This is a genomic window from Comamonas sp. DB36, assembly GCF_057914905.1.
This window is the reverse complement of sequence record NZ_CP196631.1, coordinates 1,363,375-1,379,254: the sequence shown is the minus strand read 5'-3', so window position 1 is coordinate 1,379,254 and position 15,880 is coordinate 1,363,375. Positions and strand designations below refer to the sequence as shown.

The window sequence follows — 15,880 nt, the reverse complement described above, 5'->3', positions numbered from 1 at the left end:
GCTCCTGTCAGCGGATCTGATTGACCAGGGTCGCGCCTTGCGTGGCGACCCGGTCACCGGCCTGCAGGCCGGAAGTCACGGCCACCTGGGCGCCGTCCAGCGGCGCCGTCGTGACCACGCGCGGCTCCAGTCGTTCGGGCCCGGTCTTGACCCAGACGATGTCCTGGTTCGCGGGGTTGCGCAGCAGCGCCGCCGCGGGCACGGCAATGCCCTTGACCGTCGAGCGGCTACGCACAAAGACCTTGACCGGCTGGCCCAGCGCCAGCGTTGCCAGCGCTTCGCCCTGGGCACGGAACACCATGGGCAGCGCCTGCTCGCGCAGCGAACGCGCGGCGCCGACAAAGCGCAATTCCACGCGCTCGCCGCCGGCCACCATGCGCGCGCTGGCGACATCGGACGCCAGCGCGGTATCGAACGCCAGGGCCTCGATGTTGAGCTGCGCGGGATCGACGATTTCATAGACCAGTTCACGCGCATCGACCACCTGACCCGCAACGGCGTAGGCCGCGGCAATCACGCCCGACACGGGCGCGACCAGCGCCTCGCGTGCGCCCACGGCCGTGGACAGCGCGGCAATGCGCGCCGACAGGCTTGCGGTTTCCGACTCGACGGCCTCGATCTCCTTGCGCGGCACGGTGTCGCTCAGCTCCTTGAGCCGCGCCAGGCGCTTGTCGGCCAGCGCCTTCGCGGCGCGCAGCTCGGCGATCTGCGCGGCCTGGCTGGAGCGTTCGATCGCAGCCGTGGCGGCCGTGACATAGGCCAGCACTTCGCCCTTGCGCACGCGCTGGCCGATCACGGGCAGGCCCTTGGGGCCGGCTTCTATGCGGCCCGCAGCCATGGGCTGGACCTTGCCGCCGGCATTCGGGTCCATCACCACGCGGCCCGCGAGCTCCAGGGTGCGCGGCAGTTCGGCGGGCTGCACGACCAGCGTGCGCAAGGCCATCTGGCGCTGCGCGGGCTTGGGCAGGAACACGCTGCCGTCGGGCTGGCGGCCCGGGCCGTTGGCATTGCCCACGGGCGCGGGGCCGCCATGGTCATGGCCGGCATCGGCCCAGGAGGGCATGGCGGCGGCCAGCAAAAGTGTGAGCAACAGCGGGCGCATCATGCTGCACCTCCTGCGCTGCGGCGGGCGCCGCTACGGCGCGCCAGCCACAGGCCGCCACCGGCCAGGCCCACCGCCGCAAGGCCCCAAGGCAGCAATGCGCGCCAGTCGCGCTGCGCGTGCTCGTCGGCGGCCTCGGCGTGCACATCGAAATCGCCGGCCAGCAGATCGGTCTCGCCTGCGGCGTCCACGGTCACCGTGACCGATGTCACGCCGGACGGCAGGGCCTGGGCCAGCGTGCCTTCGAATTCGCCCGCGGCGATTTCCTTCATGGCGACCGTCGCTTCGCCAACGTTCACTTCGAGCGTCGCGCCCGCAACCGGTGCGTTGTCGGCAAAGCGATCGAGATAAAGCGCGAGCTGCGTGCCGTTGGCCGTGCCCACGACTTCAAACAGCTCGGAGACCGCGGCAAAACGCGGAATCGCGGGAGCCGACGCGGTGCTGGACGGCGCGTCGTGGCTGTGGCCGGCATCGGCCAGGGCCAGCGGGCTGTAAAGGCCCGCGAGCAGGCTTGCGCCTGCAATGAATGCATTGAACATGGTTTTTCCTGCGGTCACTCGGGCAGCAGCCCCAGCGCCTGACGAAGTTGAGAAATGGCGGCGCCGACTTCGAGCCGGCTGCGGGCGGCCTGGCGTTCGGCCTCGAAAGCTTCGAGATCGATGCGCAGCCGCGTGGGCAGATCGCTCTCGCCCAGGCGGAAGGCCTTGTCGAAAAAGCCGCGCGATTCGCCGGCCAGCGCCGCGCGCCGCTGGGCAGAGTCGCGGGCCTGCGCCAGCAGTTCGACGCGGGTGCGCGCCAGCGCGATCCGGGCATCGATGCGCTGCGTTTCCAGGTCAAGCTGGCTTTGCGCTTCGAGCAGGTCGGCGCTGGCATTCGCAAGCCTGGCATCGCTGGCGCTCAAGCGGCCCAGCGGAATGCGCAGACCGACGTTGATGCTTTGCGCCGAGCGCTCGCCGCGCGCATCGCGCTCGCGCGTCGTGCCCAGCGAGAGCTCCGGGTTGGCGCGCGTCTGCACGCCGGCCAGATCCTGCTGGCGCCGTGCGAGATCGACCCTGGCCTGGAGTTCGCGCAGCGCGGGATGCGCGGTGAGCGGCATGGGCGCGGGCAACGGTTCCTGCGGACCCTCGCGCAGGTCCTGGCCGGTCAGCATGGCCCAGGCCTGGGCGCTTTGCGCTTCGGCGACCGCGGCTTCGGCAACCGCGCTTTGCGCCACGGCTACCGCTGAATCGGCCTGATGGGCATCGGCGCGCGCGAGATCGCCGGCCGTCACGCGGCGCTGCACGTCGCGCGCAATGCCCTGGGCGCTGGCGAGCTTCTGCTGCGCGATTTCGTGCTCGATGCGCGCGCGCTGCCGCGTCCAGTAGGCTTCGCGCACTTCATCGGCCAGGCGCCACTGCGCCGCGCCCAGCAGCGCGTCGACCGCCTGCGCCTGGGACTGCGCTGCCGCCTGCGACTTCGCGCGCTCGCCGGGCGACCACAGCGGCACGGACAGCGCGGCTTCGTACTCGCGCGCGCCGTCGTTGCGGTGCCAGCGATCGCTGCGCGTCGACAGATCGAGCGCCGCAGTCTCGGGCGTCCAGCGTTCGGCCGCGCGCAGGCCGGCGGCCGCGGCGTCGCGCCGCAGGCCGGCGGCGCGCTGCTCGGGCTGCCTGGCCCAGGCGGTTTCAAAACCCTGGCGCAGCGGCGCAGGGGAGGAGGATGGGTCACGGCCCGTCTGGGCACGGCCCGTCTGGGCATGGCCCGATATGGCGGCCGTCAGCAATGCGGCCGCCAGAATGCCGAGGGAGCCCCAGCGTTTGCGTTTCATTTTTTGTTCGTCGTGAATGCGGGCGCGTGCCCGCGGGTCCAAAGGTCGACGCAGACGGCCCGCCCTGGTTCAGGGACGTGGCCGCGCCGCGCCGGCGTCAGGCGACGAAAGAGGAAGGGGGACGCAGCAGGCTGGCGAGCGGCGGCTCGGGAAACGCAACGCTGCGGTGCGCGTGCAGATAGCCCTCGGCCCAGGGCGGGTGCGGAGCATCCGACGCGGGCAAATACGCCACACCGATGCCGTGGCAGCTGTGGCAATCGGGATGTGGCTGGAGTGCCTCATTGACCGGTGTGCCGGCATCGTCAGCGGACGCGTCATCGCCGTGGCGGTGCTCGTGGTGGCCGAAATGGGCGGCCCCCTGCTCATGCTCGCACACGCTGGCCGCAGCCGCCCAACTCCATTGGAGGGGCAGAAGGCACATCATGAAAATGAGGACGAGGCGGCGCATTGAGGTCAGAGTCTAACGACATGCGACTGCGATAGCATGCGCCAATGCCTTGTCGGCGCAGGGCGATTGAGCGACATTCAGCGTTGCGCCGACAACACAGCTTGATCGCAGCCAGCGGTTCGCGTGGCCCTGACAACAGCCCGGCCGGCATTTGCAAACTGTGAATTCCATGAAAAAAGGCACCGGAAGGTGCCTTGGTCATCGTGTCTGCGCATGCAATCCCTGAGCGGCCTTGGCGGCGGATTCTTTGTCCAGCGCAATTCCCTCGCGATAGTACATATATGCACCAAACAAAGCGCCGCCCACAAGGCTCACGGGATTGGTGGAGCCGGCAATCAACAGCAGATTGTTCATGGTGACGCCACTCCAGACGCCGGCCGACGTCTTCAATCCCATCTTGCGCACTTCAGGCTTTTGGTTATCGAAGTAATAGACCATTCCGGCCTTGATCACAAACAAGCCCACCAGTCCTGCGGGCGAGGTGTGGATAAATCCATTGGATTCTGTCAGACCCGCCTGGCTGATGCCAATGTGTGTGGTCACACTGTCGCCCAGCGCGCCAGCAAGGGGAATGCCGGCGGCACCGGAATATCCTTTCGACCGCTTCTCCACGCTTGCCAGCAGGCGCTCCTGCTGCGCCGTCGGATGACCCACCGGTATGGAATCACCCGCCGAATATCGGATCACCTGGTCTGATTGCGTCGCTGGTTTTGCCGCTGCGGTTTGCGCCGCAATATTGCTGGGCGCTGCCGGCAGTGCTCCCAGCAATATCGAATCGCCGGCCGAATAGTGGGTGGCTGCAGGGCTTTGCGCGGCGGCTGGCTGGGATTTTTGCGCTACCGGCACAAATCCCAGAGGGATGGAATCACCGGCGGAATAGCGAATGGCACCGCTTTGCGACGGATTTGTCTTCTGCGCCTGCGCCGAACCGCCGACCGAGAAGGAATCAGTTCCAACCGGCGCATTTTGGGCCTGTGCGGCCGCACCGCAAATGATCAAGGTTGTCGCAGCAACCAGATTATTCAAACTCTTCATCAATCAGCTCACATTTAATAATAGCCTCCCGCTATTTTAACAAAAAGTGACAATTTGATAATTTTCGCAAACAAAACCAAAGGTTATTACCCACTTCATCGATCAGTCATGTAGACACCTTGGCAGCCCTTGCCATGCCAGACCGCAACCGCCGGCGTCAGCAGCAGCTGTTCCAGACGCAAACCCGTCCCTGATGCAGCCGCAAAGCGATTGATCGCACGCCCCTGCCCGTCCGTGGTCGCATAGAAGCTGTGCGCAATGCGCCCGCCGGTATCCAGCCCCACCAGTCCGCCCGCAACCTCGGCGCGCGCGCGCACGGCACCGCTCGCATGGCTGTCCGAGATGTCAGAGATGCCCCGCAGCGCGTCGTTGTAGCCCACCAGCCCGCCCACATAATCCCCGCCCGCGACTTCCCCGCTGGCATAGGCGCGCGTGATGGTGGCACTGCCGTCGTAAGCCTCGTTGTGGCCCACCAGTCCGCCCACATTGCTGCCTGCGGCACGCACCGCGCCGCCCGCATGGGAGCGCGAGATCAGGCTGCTGCCGCGGTGACTTTCGCTATGCCCCACCAGGCCGCCCGCGGTTCCCGATGCCGTGACGGTCACCTGGGCGCAGACCCTGTCGATGCGCGCCTCGCCGCCCGCGGCTTCGAGGTGGCCGACCAGCGCACCGACGTTCTCGCCACCCGTCACCTGGCCGCCCACCAGGCGCACATTGCGCAAGGTGGCATTGCGCGCATGGCCAAACAGCCCGACTTTGGCTTCGCCCGGGCGCTCGATGAACAGGCCGTGGATCGCATGGCCCCGGCCGTCGAAACTGCCGGTGAAGGGCGTGCCATCGCGGCCGATCGGCGCAAAGCCCGCGCCATGGTTCCAGCCAGCCGTGGCGCTGGCGTCAATCGGACCGGCCAGCGCGTAATGAGCGTCGGGCTGATCCCGCAGCGCCTGCAGCTCCTCGACGCCATGGATGAACTTGACTTCGGGGTCGCCGGCATGGACCGGGACCACAAGCGCCTGGGCTGCAGCCAGCGCCAGCGGCAGGAGGACATTGATCGATTGCAGCAAACGCATGACTGGCTCCTTCCAGGCGCGCACGACGCGCCTGTCCAGTAGGCGACAGGCGAGCAAGGCAGGCCTGTAGTCGTGCAAGCAGCATTCGTCCCGGCCGCGGCGCCGCAGCTAGGTGTCATTCCCAGGACGCAATGGCGCATCCTGTACGCACAATGATCCGGTCGCATGCCGGCGCCCGATCCGGGCCGCCGGCAGCCCGCGCACGGCGCGCAGCGGCCGTTCGAGCGGGATGGCTGGCGGTATTCCTTCATGCGTTTTCCTGCCTGCGACCGTGCGCCCGCGCGGCGGTCCCCATTTCCATGAACGATCTGCTTTCCCTTTACCGGACCATGGTCCGGATCCGCGCTTTTGAAGACGCGGCCGAACGCGCCAGCCAGGGCGGCGTGCAAATCTGGGGCCAGAGCGCCGCGCCCGATGCCGAGCCGGCGCTGGTCAAGGGACCGCTGCACCTGTCCACGGGCCAGGAGGCCGTGGCCGCAGGCGTCTGCGCGCATCTGCATGCGCGTGACCTGCTGACCTCGACCCACCGCGGCCACGGCCATACGCTGGCCAAGGGCGCCGACAGCACGCGCATGATGTGTGAGCTGTTTGGCCGGGCCACGGGCTACAACAAGGGCAAGGGCGGCTCCATGCACATTGCCGATTTCTCGGTCGGCATGCTGGGCGCCAATGGCGTGGTGACGGCCGGACTGCCGATTGCCGTGGGCGCGGCGCATGCGCTCAAGCTGCGCGGCGAGGATGCGATTGCCGTGTGCTTCTTCGGCGACGGCGCGATCAACCGCGGGCCGTTTCTCGAAGCGCTCAACTGGGCGCAGATCTATCAGCTGCCGGTGCTGTTTGTCTGCGAGGACAACCAGATTTCCGCGACCACGCGCTCGGCGCCCATGACCGCCGGAACCCAGGCCGCGAGCGCGCGCGCCCAGGCGCTGGGCATTGCCGCGACGCCGGTGGACGGCAACGATGTGCTGGCCGTGAGCGCCGCCGCGGCGGAATTGATCGCCGGCATTCGTGCCGGCAGCGGACCGCGCCTGCTGCATGCGCTGACCTACCGCCACAAGGGCCATGTCTCGGTCGACCCCGCGCATTACCGCGACCCGGCCGAAGTCGCGGCCGCGCTGCTGACCGACCCGATCACGCGGGCGCGCGAACTGCTAGCCGCGCGCGGCCAGGCCGACGCCGCGGCCCAGGTGCTGGCCCAGGCCCAGGCCGAGATCGCCGCCGCCGTGGCCGCGGCCAAGGCCGCCCCCGTTCCGCTGGCCGAAGAGGCTTATCAGGATATCGCCACCACCGGCCAAGGAGTCTGGGCATGAGCAGCACAGTCGCATCGACACCCGAACAAAAATCCGCCGTGCATGCGCCGGCCGCAGCCACGCTGACGCTGAGCTATGCCCAGGCCGCGGCCCTGGCGCTGTCCGAAGCCATGGACGCCGACCGCAATGTCGTGGCGCTGGGCGAAGACCTGGGCCGCGGCGGCGTGTTCGGCCAGTACCGCGGCGCCGACGGCCGGCCGCTGGTCGAGCGCTTCGGCCCGCAGCGCGTGATCGACACGCCGATTTCCGAGTCGACCATCATGGGCGCGGGCGTGGGCATGGCGCTTGCGGGCCTGCGCCCCGTGGTCGAGCTGCGCGTGGCCGATTTCGCGCTGTGCGCTATCGACGAACTCGTCAACCAGGCTGCGAAGAACCGCTTCATGTTCGGCGGCCAGGGCCGGGTGCCGCTGGTCGCGCGCCTGCCCATAGGCATATGGACGGCATCGGCGGCCCAGCATTCGCAGTCGTTCGAAGCCTGGTTCGCGCATGTGCCCGGCCTGGTCGTGGTCACGCCGGCCACGCCCGCCGACAACTACGGCCTGCTGCATTCGGCGCTGGCCTCGGGCGATCCCGTGGTCTTCATGGAGCACAAGGAACTGTGGTCGCTGCAAGGCCAGGTCACGCCGGGCGCGGCGCAGCATGTGCCGCTGGGCAAGGCGCACTGCGTGCGCGCGGGCAGCGACATCACGCTGGTGTCGTGGTCCAAGCAGGTGCATGCGGTGACCGAAGCCGCCGAACGGCTGGCCGCGCAAGGCGTGAGCGCCGAAGTCATCGATCTGCGCACCATCTGGCCCTGGGACCAGCAGGCGGTGCTCGAGTCTGCCGGGCGCACCGGCCGGCTGCTGGTGGTGCATGAGTCCATACAGGCCGCGGGCTTTGGCGGCGAGGTGGCCGCCACCGTCGCCGAGCACACCTCGGCGCGCGTTGCGCGGCTGGGCGCGCCGCGCATTCCCGTGGGTTACGCGCAGTCGCTGGAGAACGTGGCGCGCATAGGCGCCGACCAGGTGGTGGCGGCGGCGCTCAGGCTGCTGCAGCGCTGAGTCCAGGCATCTGCCAGGGTCGCCCTACCGACAGTCGGGATCGCCCGTTTGCCCGACAATGCAGGGTTGTTTCTGCCTGCGACCCTGCCCATGTCCGTTCAACTGATCTACGCGCGCGCCGCCAACGGCGTCATCGGCCTCAACAATGCCATGCCCTGGCATCTGCCCGAAGACCTGGCCCATTTCAAGCAGCTCACGGGCGGCAGCGCCGTCATCATGGGCCGCAAGACCTGGGACTCGCTGCCCGAGCGCTTTCGCCCGCTGCCCGGGCGCAGCAACATCGTCGTCACGCGCCAGTCCGACTGGCAGTCGCCGGGCGCGCTGCGCGCCGGCAGCCTCGATGAAGCGCTGGCCCTGGCCGCGCCGCTGAGCGCCGATGTCTGGGTCATGGGCGGAGCGCAGATCTACGCCCAGGCGCTGCCGCTGGCCGATGCCGTCGAAGTCACGGAGATTGCCCAGGATTTCGCAGGCGACGCCTACGCACCCACGCTGGGCAGCGAATGGGTCGAGACCGCGCGCAGCGAAGCCGTGAGCCGCACCGGCCTGCCCTATGCCTTCGTGCGCTACGTGCGCGCCGCAGCCGCGCGCTGAATCGGGCTCCCGCATGAGCCTCATCCAAGCACTGCCGTCCGGGCCGCTGGACATCGTTGGCGACATCCATGGCGAACTCCAGGCGCTGCAGGCCTTGCTCGCGCACCTGGGCTACGACGCCCAAGGCAATCACCCGCAGCAGCGCACGCTGGTCTTCGTCGGTGATTTCTGCGACCGCGGCCCCGACAGCCCCGGAGTGCTTGCGCTGGCGCGCCAACTGGTCGCCAGCGGCCGCGCGCTGGCCGTGGCCGGCAACCATGAAATCAATCTGCTGCGCGAAGACGCCAAGGACGGCTCGGGCTGGTTCTTCGACAGCCGCACCGAATCCGACAGCGCCAAATACGCGCCGTTCGCCCAGCCCGAGGGCGGCGCCGAGCGCCAGGCCATTGCCGACTTCACCGCCGGTCTGCCGGTGGCGCTGGAGCGCGCCGATCTGCGCATCGTGCACGCAGCATGGGTCGAGCCGCAGATCAGCGCGGTGCGCGCCATGCCGCTGGGCAGCCTGCGCACGCAGTACGACCATTGGGAAAGCGTGGCCGAAACCCAGGCCCAGGCCAGCGATCTGCATGCGCGCCGCGAAGCCGAGGCCCGCGGCTGGCCGCACAGCCTCGAAGATGCGCGCTACCGCCCGCCGTTCCTGCCCGCGCACTCCGAAAGCGAACTCAACAAGGCCGTGTTCAACCCGCTCAAGGTATTGACCACGGGGCTGGAGCGGCGCTGCACCGAGCCGTTCTTCGCCGGCGGCAAATGGCGCTTCGTCGAACGCATGGCCTGGTGGAACGAGTACACCGACGAGGCCGCGGTGGTGATAGGCCACTACTGGCGCCGGTTGCATCCGCCCAGCGTTCCGGTGCACGGCAAGCAGGAGGAAAACCTGTTTGGCCAGACCGCGCCGCTGGCCTGGCACGGGCCGCGTGGCAATGTGTTCTGCGTCGACTACTCGGTCGGCGGGCGCTGGGTCGCGCGCCGCGCGGGCGAGGCGCACGACGAGCGCTTCAATCTCGCGGCGCTGCGCTGGCCCGAGCGCACGCTGATGTTCGAGGACGGCCGCGAGATGGCGACGCAGGAGTTTGGCGGCCGGGCGTGAAGAGCCGGCGGCTTCTTGACGCCGCTCCATGAGTTATGCCTGCAGACCGTGCCCAAGCTTGTGCATAACTTGCCGAACAACTCGCGCAAGCCGCGCCAGTGCTGGGTTTGCGGCGCATGCCTAAATAACAGGCAACGCCAAGCGGGCGCTCACTGCGATTTGCGCCGCTGCAGCCGGCGCAGAAACACCGCCATTTCCTTGGCCGACTGCGCATCGCCCTGCTGCTCGGCGACCTCAAGCCCCCTGCTCCAGGCGGCCTGGGCCTGGTCCCAGCGCTCGAGCTGGTTCAGCGCCACACCCAGCAGTTTCCACGCGGCGGAGTAGCTTGCCTGCTGCTGCGTGGCCTGCGCCAGGTGCAGCGCCGCGGCGGCGGCATCGCCCTCTTTCAGGCAGGCATTGCCCAGCCCGAAGCGCAGCAGCGCGCTGTCGCGGCCCGTGGCCAGCAGTTGCTCCAGGCGCTCACGCATGGCTGGCCCTGACGCTTGTCTGGCGCCGGCTGATGCCCCGCACCAGCAGCGCGGCCATCAGCGGCGCCAGCGCGAAGCTGGCAAACAGCCAGACCGCGGCCGACTGCGCGCCGGCCGCACCGCCCGGAGTGATCAGCCCGGCCGCATTGGCCACCAGCCCCGCGATGGCCGCGCCAATGGCCATGCCATACAGCTGCACCGTGGTGATTGCCGCCGATGCCATGCCGCCTTCGCCTGCAGGCGCCAGCGTCAGCACGCGCACCAGCAGATGCGGCCAGCCTATGCCCACGCCCGCGCCGGCGCCGGCCAGCGCCAGCCCGCACAGCAGCATGTGCAGGCCGGGCGCCAGGCCCAGGTCCGACGGCACCAGCAGCGCCAGCGCCAGCAGGCTGGCCGTGCCCAGCACCGGGCCGGCGCGCAGCAGGCGCGCGGCGCTCTCGCCTTCACGCCCCGACGACAGCAGCGAGCCCGCGCTCCAGCCCGCGGCCATGGCCGCCGTCAGATAGCCCGCGGCCAGCGGCGTGTAGCCGTGCAGCGTCTGCAGGAAATAGGGAATGTAGATCTCGGTGGTCGTGCCCACGAGCAGCAGCGCCACGCTCGCATAGACCGCGCCCAGCGCCGAGCCCCAGTGGGTGGCGCCGCGCGGCAGCAGCCGCACTGTCGCCTGGCGGTCGAAGGCGACCACGGCCGCGCCCAGCGCCAGGCCGCAGGCCACGCCCACGCCTTGCCAGAACAGTTGCGCCGACAGGCTGCCGGCCGCGACCGCGAGCACCGAAGTGGCCAGCAGCACGATCTGCAGCGCGGGAATCTGCGGCCTGGCGCCGCCTGCCGGTTTCGCGTCCGCTGCGGGGCGCAGCTGCACCGCGACGAGAACGGCCTGGGCCAAGGCCACGGGCAGCAGCATCCAGAACGCCCAGCGCCAATGCCCGGCCTGGGCAAACAGTCCGCCCACGGCCGGACCGCACAGCGTGGCAATGCCCCACATGCCCGACACCAGGGCCACCGCGCGCGGCCACAGCGCAGGTGCGAACACGACCTGTATCAAGGCATAGCTCAGTGCCGCGAGGATGCCGCCGCCCAGGCCCTGTACGCTGCGTCCCGCGAGCATCCAGGGCATGGAGACCGCCGAAGCGCAGGCCGCCGAGCCTAGCGAAAACACCGCCAGCGCCGCAATGCAGGCGCCGCGCGGCCCCAGCGCCGCGAGCAGCCGCACCGACAGCGCCGCGCCGACGATGGACGCGACGACAAACAGCGTCGTGTTCCACGCATACCAGTCGAGGCCGCCTATGTCCTGCACCACCGAGGGCAGCACCGTGGTGACGATGTGCACGTTGATCGCGTGCAGCGCGACCCCGCCCGTGAGCGCCAGCGCAAGCAGGCCGTTGCGGCCGCGGAAAAGATCGGCCCAGGAGGCCGTGGGCGTGGAAGATGGTTCAGACATGGGCAGCGCTCTCGACAGGGTATCCGGCTTGGATTATTATCCAAGAAACTGTTTGGATATTAAGGCGGCGCCATGAATAACGCAAGACAAAACTTTGAAAATTCTGCCCATGCGTCCACGGCCGACCGTATCCTGTTCTTTCTCAAGTCCCAGGGCTCGGCATCGACCACGCGGCTGGCACAGCTGCTGGAAACCAGCGCCGAAGCCGCGCGCCAGCAGGTGCAAAAGCTCGTCGCCGCGGGCTGGATAGAAGGCCGACTGGAAGCGGCTTCGGGCGTGGGCCGGCCGCGCCAGAACTGGGTGCTGACCGAGGCCGGCAACCGCCGCTTTCCCGACGCCCATGCGCAACTCACGGCCCAGTTGCTGGGCTCGGTGCGGCAGATCTTCGGCGAGGAAGGTCTGGACCGGCTGATCAGCCAGCGCGAAGCCGAGGCGCGCGCTGTCTACCAGCAGACCTGCACCGGCAAGACCGTGGCCCAGCGGCTCGAGCAGCTCGCGGCCATACGCAGCGCCGAAGGCTACATGGCGCGCGTGGAGTCCGACGGCAAGCAGTGGATGCTGATCGAGGACCATTGCCCGATCTGCGTCGCGGCGCGCAGCTGTCAGGGATTTTGCCGCTCCGAGCTGCAGCTGTTCCAGGACATCGTCGGCCCAGGGGCCCAGGTCACGCGCGAGCAGCATCTGCTGTCGGGCGCGACGCGCTGCGCCTACCGCATCGTGCCCGCCAGCAGCTGAACCGCGTTATCCCTGCAGACCGTGCCCAAGCTTGTGCATAACTGCCGGAACAACTGCCGAAAGCGGCGCCAGCGCTGGCTTTGCGGCGATTGCCCAAAAATGAGGCAGCTGCGCCGGTCTCAGCGCCTGGCCTGCCAGCGCGCGCCGACCAACACCACCACCAGCGCCATCACGATGCACGCGCCCCCGGCCCATTGCCACAGCGTGATGCGCTCGCCCAGCATGCCCATGCCGGCCGCCAGGCCGATCACCGGCACGCCCAGGCTGAACGGCGCGACGCGGCTTGCGGGATGGCGCTTGAGCAGGCCGGTCCACAGCGCATAGGCCATGATGGTCGCGCACCAGCCCAGGTAGGCGACGGCCAGCCAGCTCGACAGCGGCGCATCCAGCCATTGCCAACGCAGCGCGGGTGGATCGAACGCCAGGCTCAGCGCCACGAACGGCACGATGGGCACCACGGCGCTCCAGACCACGAAGCCCAGCGCGTCGTAGCTGCCCGCGACCTGCTGCGTGCGCCGCGCGACGATGTTCGACGCGGCCCACATCGCGGCCGACACCAGGTTCAGCACAAAGCCCAGCAAGGTCGTTCCGGCGGCGACCGCGCCGCCCAGGTAGTTCATCGCAAAGCAGCCCAGACCCACGGCCGCCCAGACCAATCCCCATTTGAGCGGGCGCGACAGGTGTTCGCCCAGCAGCAGCACGCCCAGCAGCGCCGTGAAGAACAGCTGGGTCTGCATCAGCACCGACGCCAGCGCCGCCGTCATGCCCACCTGCAGCGCGATGAACAGCACGCCGAACTGGCCCACGCCCTGGCACAGGCCGTAGGCGACGACCCAGCGCCAGGGCACGGCCGGGCGGCGCACGATGAACACCAGCGGCAGCGCGGCAAACACATAGCGCCAGATGCCCAGCTGGAACGGCGTGAAATCGGCCAGCGCCCATTTCATCGCGACAAAGTTCAGCCCCCAGATCACGACCACCGACAGCGCAGCGAACAGATCGCGGCCCGAAAAAGGAGAATTCACGGCGCTCATGCTGCGTCCTGCTGGCAATGCGGAGTGGCGGCGGCGGGCCGGCAATCCCGACCAATGGATTTGCACATTACGAATTATTGTTAGGAAACCCTGAGAACTCCAGGGATACTGGTGAAAAAATGGAATCACTGGCATCTTCGGATGCCATTTTCATTCCTGTGAAAAATCCCGCCCAGCGCCTCGCGCCGCTGCGCAGAAAGGTCCCGAAATGTCCCGTATTCCCTTGCAGACCGTGGAATCCGCTCCCCAGGAAAGCCAGCCCCTTGCCGCCAAGGCCCTGGCCAATAACGGCTTCCTGCCCAATCTGATCGGCGTGCTGGCCAATGCGCCCGTGGCCCTCGAGACCTATCTCACGGTCTCGGGCATCAACGCGCGCGCATCGCTGACGCTGGCCGAACGCGAAGTGGTGCAGCTGACCGCGGCGGCCTTGCACGGCTGCGACTTCTGCCTTTCGGGCCACACAGCGATTGTCGCCAAGAAAGCCCAGCTCGACGCGGTCACGGCGCTGAATCTGCAGCGCGGCCAGCCCACGGGCGATGCCCGGCTCGATGCGGTGCAGGCTTTCACCAAGGAAGTGATTGCCACGCGCGGGGCGACATCCGATGCCGGGCTGGCGGCATTCCGCGCCGCGGGCTACAACGACCAGCAGGCGCTTGAAGTGGTGCTGGGCGTGAGCCTGGCCACGCTGTGCAACTTCGCCAACAACCTGGCCAAGCCCGACATCAACCCCGAACTGCTGCCGTTCTCGCCCGGCGTGTTCCAGGCATGAGCCGCGCCCTGCTCCCGCCCGGTCTGCAAAGCTGGCTGCAGACCCATGCCCAAGGCCTCAATGCCGACGCCGACGCCGCGCAGCAGGTGCTGCCGCAGCTGGTGCATGCGGGCATGCACCGCATTGCCGTGCCCCAGGCCCTGGGCGGCGATGGCGGCGCAGCCATTGACGCGGTCGACGCCGTCGCCCAGGTCGCGGAACATTCGGTGACCGCAGCCTTCGTGCTCTGGAGCCACCGCACCTTCATTGACTACCTGTGCGTCACGGACAACATGGCGGCGCGCGAGCTGTGGCTGGCCGACCTGCTGCAAGGGCGGCTTGCGGGCGCCTCGGGGCTGTCCAACGCCATGAAGTTCCTGTCCCAGCTCGAGCCCCTGCAGGTGCAGGCCGAGCCCGACGGCAATGACGGCCTGGGCGTCAGCGGCAAGCTGCCCTGGGTCACCAATCTGCGCGCGCCGTTTGTCGTTGCCGCGGCCGTGCAGACGCCGCTGCAGCCCGCGCCCATGGTGCTGGCAATAGACAGCCGGCTCGCGGGCGTGGTGCGCAGCCCCGATCTGGACCTGCTGGCACTGCGCGGCAGCAACACCGCGGCGATCGATCTGGCCGCCGTGCATGTCGGCCAGGAAGCGGTGCTGGCGCGCGACGGCCTGTCGTTTCTCAAGCGCGCGCGGCCCATGTTCCTGAGCCTGCAATGCGGCATGTCGCTGGGCCTGGCGCGCGCCAGCCTGCAGGCCGCCGAGCAGGTGGGCGCGGCGCGCGATATGCTGCGCCCGCGCATTGCCCAGGCCTACGCCGAGCTCGACAGCCTGCGCGAAACCATTCGCGAGGGGCTGGAGTCGGGGCGTTTTGTGATTGACGCGCCGGCGCTGTTCCGCGTGCGCCTGCAGCTCGCGGCCGTGGTGCAGGAAAGCGTGCAGCTGGAGCTGCAAGGCTCGGGCGGGCGCGCCTATGTGCGCAATCACCTGCCCGACTTCGGCCGGCGCCTGCAGGAAAGCGCGTTCATTCCCGTGGTCACTCCCAGCCTCACGCAATTGCAGGGAGAACTCAGCAAGCTCGCCGCCGCGGCGGCTGCGGTGACGCCGGCGCCCGAACGCGCCGTGCCATGAGCAGCGCCGACGCCCCCGCCGAGGCGGAATTCGCGCTGCAGGGCCGGGGTCTGGCCTGCGCCTACGGCCAGGGCCCGCGCATCTTCAGCGACATCGACATCGCGATACGCCCGCAGGAAATCGTCTGCCTGCTTGGCGGCAGCGGCTGCGGCAAGTCGACGCTGCTGCGCGCGCTCGCGGGACTGCAGGCGCCCACGGCCGGCAGCGTGCATTTTCTGGGCGCGCCGCTGACCCGGCCCCACCCGCGCGCCGCCGTCGTGTTCCAGCAGGCCAGCCTGCTGCCCTGGCTCACGGTCGCGAAGAACGTGGCCTTCGGCCTGGACTTCAAGCACCAGCCCAGCATCGAAGCCGAGCGCCTGAACGCGCGCGTCGCCCAGGCGATTGCCGCCGTGGGCCTGGCCGGCAAGGAAGAGCTGCACCCCGGCCAGCTGTCGGGCGGCATGGCGCAGCGCGTGGCGCTGGCGCGCGCCCTGGCGCGCGAGCCGCGGCTGCTGCTGGCCGACGAGCCGTTCTCGGCGCTGGACGCGATCACGCGCAGCGAAATGCAGGAGCTGCTGGTCGAGCTGGTCCACCAGTGGCATACGGCGGCGCTGGTCGTCACGCACGACATCGACGAAGCCATCCTGGTGGCCGACCGCATCCTGCTGATGGGCCGGCTGCCCGGCGACCAGGGCGGCTGCATCGTGCGCGAATGGCGCGTCGACGTGCCCCACCCGCGCCACGCCCATCCCGCGGAAATCACCGCGCTGCGACTCGAGATCCTGGCCGAACTGCATGCACGCCGGCACGGCGTGCTGCCGGCCTGATCTCCCCCGTTTTTCCCCCTTCATTCCCCCAG

17 protein-coding genes are annotated in these 15,880 nt (G+C 69.0%); 8 read left to right on the top strand and 9 right to left on the bottom strand.

Going from position 1 to position 15,880, the window contains the following annotated elements:
• Positions 1 to 7: 7 nt before the first annotated feature.
• The 6 genes from ACSVDO_RS06640 to ACSVDO_RS06615 all read right to left on the bottom strand — a co-directional run bounded on the left by ACSVDO_RS06640 (position 8) and on the right by ACSVDO_RS06615 (position 5,462).
• The gene (locus ACSVDO_RS06640) at positions 8 to 1,105 is read right to left on the bottom strand and encodes an efflux RND transporter periplasmic adaptor subunit (protein WP_489595494.1); all 1,098 of its coding nucleotides are present in this window, start codon (positions 1,103 to 1,105) and stop codon (positions 8 to 10) included.
• The gene (locus ACSVDO_RS06635; protein ID WP_489595492.1) at positions 1,102 to 1,641 is read right to left on the bottom strand and encodes a hypothetical protein; all 540 of its coding nucleotides are present in this window, start codon (positions 1,639 to 1,641) and stop codon (positions 1,102 to 1,104) included. Before ACSVDO_RS06635 ends, ACSVDO_RS06640 begins: the two co-directional genes overlap by 4 nt.
• 14 nt (positions 1,642 to 1,655) lie before the next feature.
• Complete coding sequence (locus ACSVDO_RS06630) at positions 1,656 to 2,909, bottom strand: TolC family protein (RefSeq protein WP_489595490.1); 1,254 nt, start codon at positions 2,907 to 2,909, stop codon at positions 1,656 to 1,658.
• A 97-nt stretch (positions 2,910 to 3,006) separates the two neighbouring features.
• Positions 3,007 to 3,357 (bottom strand): cobalt-zinc-cadmium resistance protein, encoded by a 351-nt coding sequence (locus tag ACSVDO_RS06625; RefSeq protein WP_332535334.1) that lies wholly within the window; start codon positions 3,355 to 3,357, stop codon positions 3,007 to 3,009.
• A gap of 198 nt (positions 3,358 to 3,555) precedes the next feature.
• Positions 3,556 to 4,392, bottom strand: coding sequence for a hypothetical protein (locus tag ACSVDO_RS06620; RefSeq protein WP_489595488.1), 837 nt, complete (start codon positions 4,390 to 4,392; stop codon positions 3,556 to 3,558).
• A 95-nt stretch (positions 4,393 to 4,487) separates the two neighbouring features.
• Positions 4,488 to 5,462, bottom strand: coding sequence for a GLUG motif-containing protein (locus ACSVDO_RS06615; RefSeq protein WP_489595486.1), 975 nt, complete (start codon positions 5,460 to 5,462; stop codon positions 4,488 to 4,490).
• A gap of 299 nt (positions 5,463 to 5,761) precedes the next feature.
• Between ACSVDO_RS06615 and ACSVDO_RS06610 the strand changes: the two genes are divergently transcribed.
• The 4 genes from ACSVDO_RS06610 to ACSVDO_RS06595 all read left to right on the top strand — a co-directional run bounded on the left by ACSVDO_RS06610 (position 5,762) and on the right by ACSVDO_RS06595 (position 9,490).
• The gene (locus ACSVDO_RS06610) at positions 5,762 to 6,772 is read left to right on the top strand and encodes a thiamine pyrophosphate-dependent dehydrogenase E1 component subunit alpha (RefSeq protein ID WP_489595484.1); all 1,011 of its coding nucleotides are present in this window, start codon (positions 5,762 to 5,764) and stop codon (positions 6,770 to 6,772) included.
• 110 nt (positions 6,773 to 6,882) lie between these two features.
• Entirely contained in the window at positions 6,883 to 7,812 is a 930-nt protein-coding gene (locus ACSVDO_RS06605; RefSeq protein ID WP_489596346.1) for an alpha-ketoacid dehydrogenase subunit beta, read from the top strand.
• A gap of 90 nt (positions 7,813 to 7,902) precedes the next feature.
• Complete coding sequence (locus ACSVDO_RS06600; RefSeq protein WP_489595482.1) at positions 7,903 to 8,403, top strand: dihydrofolate reductase; 501 nt, start codon at positions 7,903 to 7,905, stop codon at positions 8,401 to 8,403.
• Between the two features lie 13 nt (positions 8,404 to 8,416).
• The gene (locus ACSVDO_RS06595) at positions 8,417 to 9,490 is read left to right on the top strand and encodes a metallophosphoesterase (protein ID WP_489595480.1); all 1,074 of its coding nucleotides are present in this window, start codon (positions 8,417 to 8,419) and stop codon (positions 9,488 to 9,490) included.
• Positions 9,491 to 9,639: 149 nt separating this feature from the next.
• Here the strand turns inward: ACSVDO_RS06595 and ACSVDO_RS06590 are convergent, their stop codons facing one another.
• A complete protein-coding gene (locus tag ACSVDO_RS06590) occupies positions 9,640 to 9,957 on the bottom strand; it encodes a hypothetical protein (RefSeq protein ID WP_332535323.1) in 318 nt (105 codons plus the stop codon).
• Positions 9,950 to 11,398: an MFS transporter gene (locus ACSVDO_RS06585; protein WP_489595479.1), complete on the bottom strand. Its 1,449-nt coding sequence runs from the start codon at positions 11,396 to 11,398 to the stop codon at positions 9,950 to 9,952. Before ACSVDO_RS06585 ends, ACSVDO_RS06590 begins: the two co-directional genes overlap by 8 nt.
• 72 nt (positions 11,399 to 11,470) lie before the next feature.
• On the opposite strand from ACSVDO_RS06585, the gene ACSVDO_RS06580 reads away from it, so the two are divergent.
• Entirely contained in the window at positions 11,471 to 12,133 is a 663-nt protein-coding gene (locus ACSVDO_RS06580; protein ID WP_332547719.1) for a helix-turn-helix transcriptional regulator, read from the top strand.
• Positions 12,134 to 12,252: 119 nt separating this feature from the next.
• On the opposite strand, the gene ACSVDO_RS06575 is transcribed toward ACSVDO_RS06580, so the two are convergent.
• Positions 12,253 to 13,167 carry an EamA family transporter gene (locus tag ACSVDO_RS06575; RefSeq protein ID WP_332535319.1) on the bottom strand — a complete coding sequence of 305 codons (915 nt, stop codon included), beginning with the start codon at positions 13,165 to 13,167 and terminating at the stop codon, positions 12,253 to 12,255.
• A gap of 208 nt (positions 13,168 to 13,375) precedes the next feature.
• Here ACSVDO_RS06575 and ACSVDO_RS06570 point away from each other — a divergent pair, with 208 nt between their 5' ends.
• From ACSVDO_RS06570 to ACSVDO_RS06560, 3 genes are read left to right on the top strand one after another with little or no spacing between them, the layout of a single operon-like run.
• Positions 13,376 to 13,936 (top strand): carboxymuconolactone decarboxylase family protein, encoded by a 561-nt coding sequence (locus tag ACSVDO_RS06570; protein ID WP_332535316.1) that lies wholly within the window; start codon positions 13,376 to 13,378, stop codon positions 13,934 to 13,936.
• On the top strand, positions 13,933 to 15,042 hold the full coding sequence (locus tag ACSVDO_RS06565) for an acyl-CoA dehydrogenase (RefSeq protein WP_489595476.1): 1,110 nt from the start codon (positions 13,933 to 13,935) through the stop codon (positions 15,040 to 15,042). The genes ACSVDO_RS06570 and ACSVDO_RS06565 overlap by 4 nt, the downstream gene beginning before the upstream one ends.
• On the top strand, positions 15,039 to 15,848 hold the full coding sequence (locus ACSVDO_RS06560; RefSeq protein ID WP_489595474.1) for an ABC transporter ATP-binding protein: 810 nt from the start codon (positions 15,039 to 15,041) through the stop codon (positions 15,846 to 15,848). The genes ACSVDO_RS06565 and ACSVDO_RS06560 overlap by 4 nt, the downstream gene beginning before the upstream one ends.
• Positions 15,849 to 15,880 lie beyond the last annotated feature (32 nt).

What these genes read in the sequence shown, in the direction of transcription:
- ACSVDO_RS06565 (WP_489595476.1), top strand. Translation starts at nt 13,933, where the DNA reads ATGAGCCGCGCCCTGCTCCCGCCCGGTCTGCAAAGCTGGCTGCAGACC.
- ACSVDO_RS06620 (WP_489595488.1), bottom strand. Translation starts at nt 4,392, where the DNA reads ATGAAGAGTTTGAATAATCTGGTTGCTGCGACAACCTTGATCATTTGC.
- ACSVDO_RS06615 (WP_489595486.1), bottom strand. Translation starts at nt 5,462, where the DNA reads ATGCGTTTGCTGCAATCGATCAATGTCCTCCTGCCGCTGGCGCTGGCT.
- ACSVDO_RS06580 (WP_332547719.1), top strand. Translation starts at nt 11,471, where the DNA reads ATGAATAACGCAAGACAAAACTTTGAAAATTCTGCCCATGCGTCCACG.
- ACSVDO_RS06630 (WP_489595490.1), bottom strand. Translation starts at nt 2,909, where the DNA reads ATGAAACGCAAACGCTGGGGCTCCCTCGGCATTCTGGCGGCCGCATTG.
- ACSVDO_RS06575 (WP_332535319.1), bottom strand. Translation starts at nt 13,167, where the DNA reads ATGAGCGCCGTGAATTCTCCTTTTTCGGGCCGCGATCTGTTCGCTGCG.
- ACSVDO_RS06600 (WP_489595482.1), top strand. Translation starts at nt 7,903, where the DNA reads ATGTCCGTTCAACTGATCTACGCGCGCGCCGCCAACGGCGTCATCGGC.
- ACSVDO_RS06585 (WP_489595479.1), bottom strand. Translation starts at nt 11,398, where the DNA reads ATGTCTGAACCATCTTCCACGCCCACGGCCTCCTGGGCCGATCTTTTC.
- ACSVDO_RS06625 (WP_332535334.1), bottom strand. Translation starts at nt 3,357, where the DNA reads ATGCGCCGCCTCGTCCTCATTTTCATGATGTGCCTTCTGCCCCTCCAA.
- ACSVDO_RS06605 (WP_489596346.1), top strand. Translation starts at nt 6,883, where the DNA reads ATGGACGCCGACCGCAATGTCGTGGCGCTGGGCGAAGACCTGGGCCGC.
- ACSVDO_RS06640 (WP_489595494.1), bottom strand. Translation starts at nt 1,105, where the DNA reads ATGATGCGCCCGCTGTTGCTCACACTTTTGCTGGCCGCCGCCATGCCC.
- ACSVDO_RS06560 (WP_489595474.1), top strand. Translation starts at nt 15,039, where the DNA reads ATGAGCAGCGCCGACGCCCCCGCCGAGGCGGAATTCGCGCTGCAGGGC.
- ACSVDO_RS06590 (WP_332535323.1), bottom strand. Translation starts at nt 9,957, where the DNA reads ATGCGTGAGCGCCTGGAGCAACTGCTGGCCACGGGCCGCGACAGCGCG.
- ACSVDO_RS06595 (WP_489595480.1), top strand. Translation starts at nt 8,417, where the DNA reads ATGAGCCTCATCCAAGCACTGCCGTCCGGGCCGCTGGACATCGTTGGC.
- ACSVDO_RS06570 (WP_332535316.1), top strand. Translation starts at nt 13,376, where the DNA reads ATGTCCCGTATTCCCTTGCAGACCGTGGAATCCGCTCCCCAGGAAAGC.
- ACSVDO_RS06610 (WP_489595484.1), top strand. Translation starts at nt 5,762, where the DNA reads ATGAACGATCTGCTTTCCCTTTACCGGACCATGGTCCGGATCCGCGCT.
- ACSVDO_RS06635 (WP_489595492.1), bottom strand. Translation starts at nt 1,641, where the DNA reads ATGTTCAATGCATTCATTGCAGGCGCAAGCCTGCTCGCGGGCCTTTAC.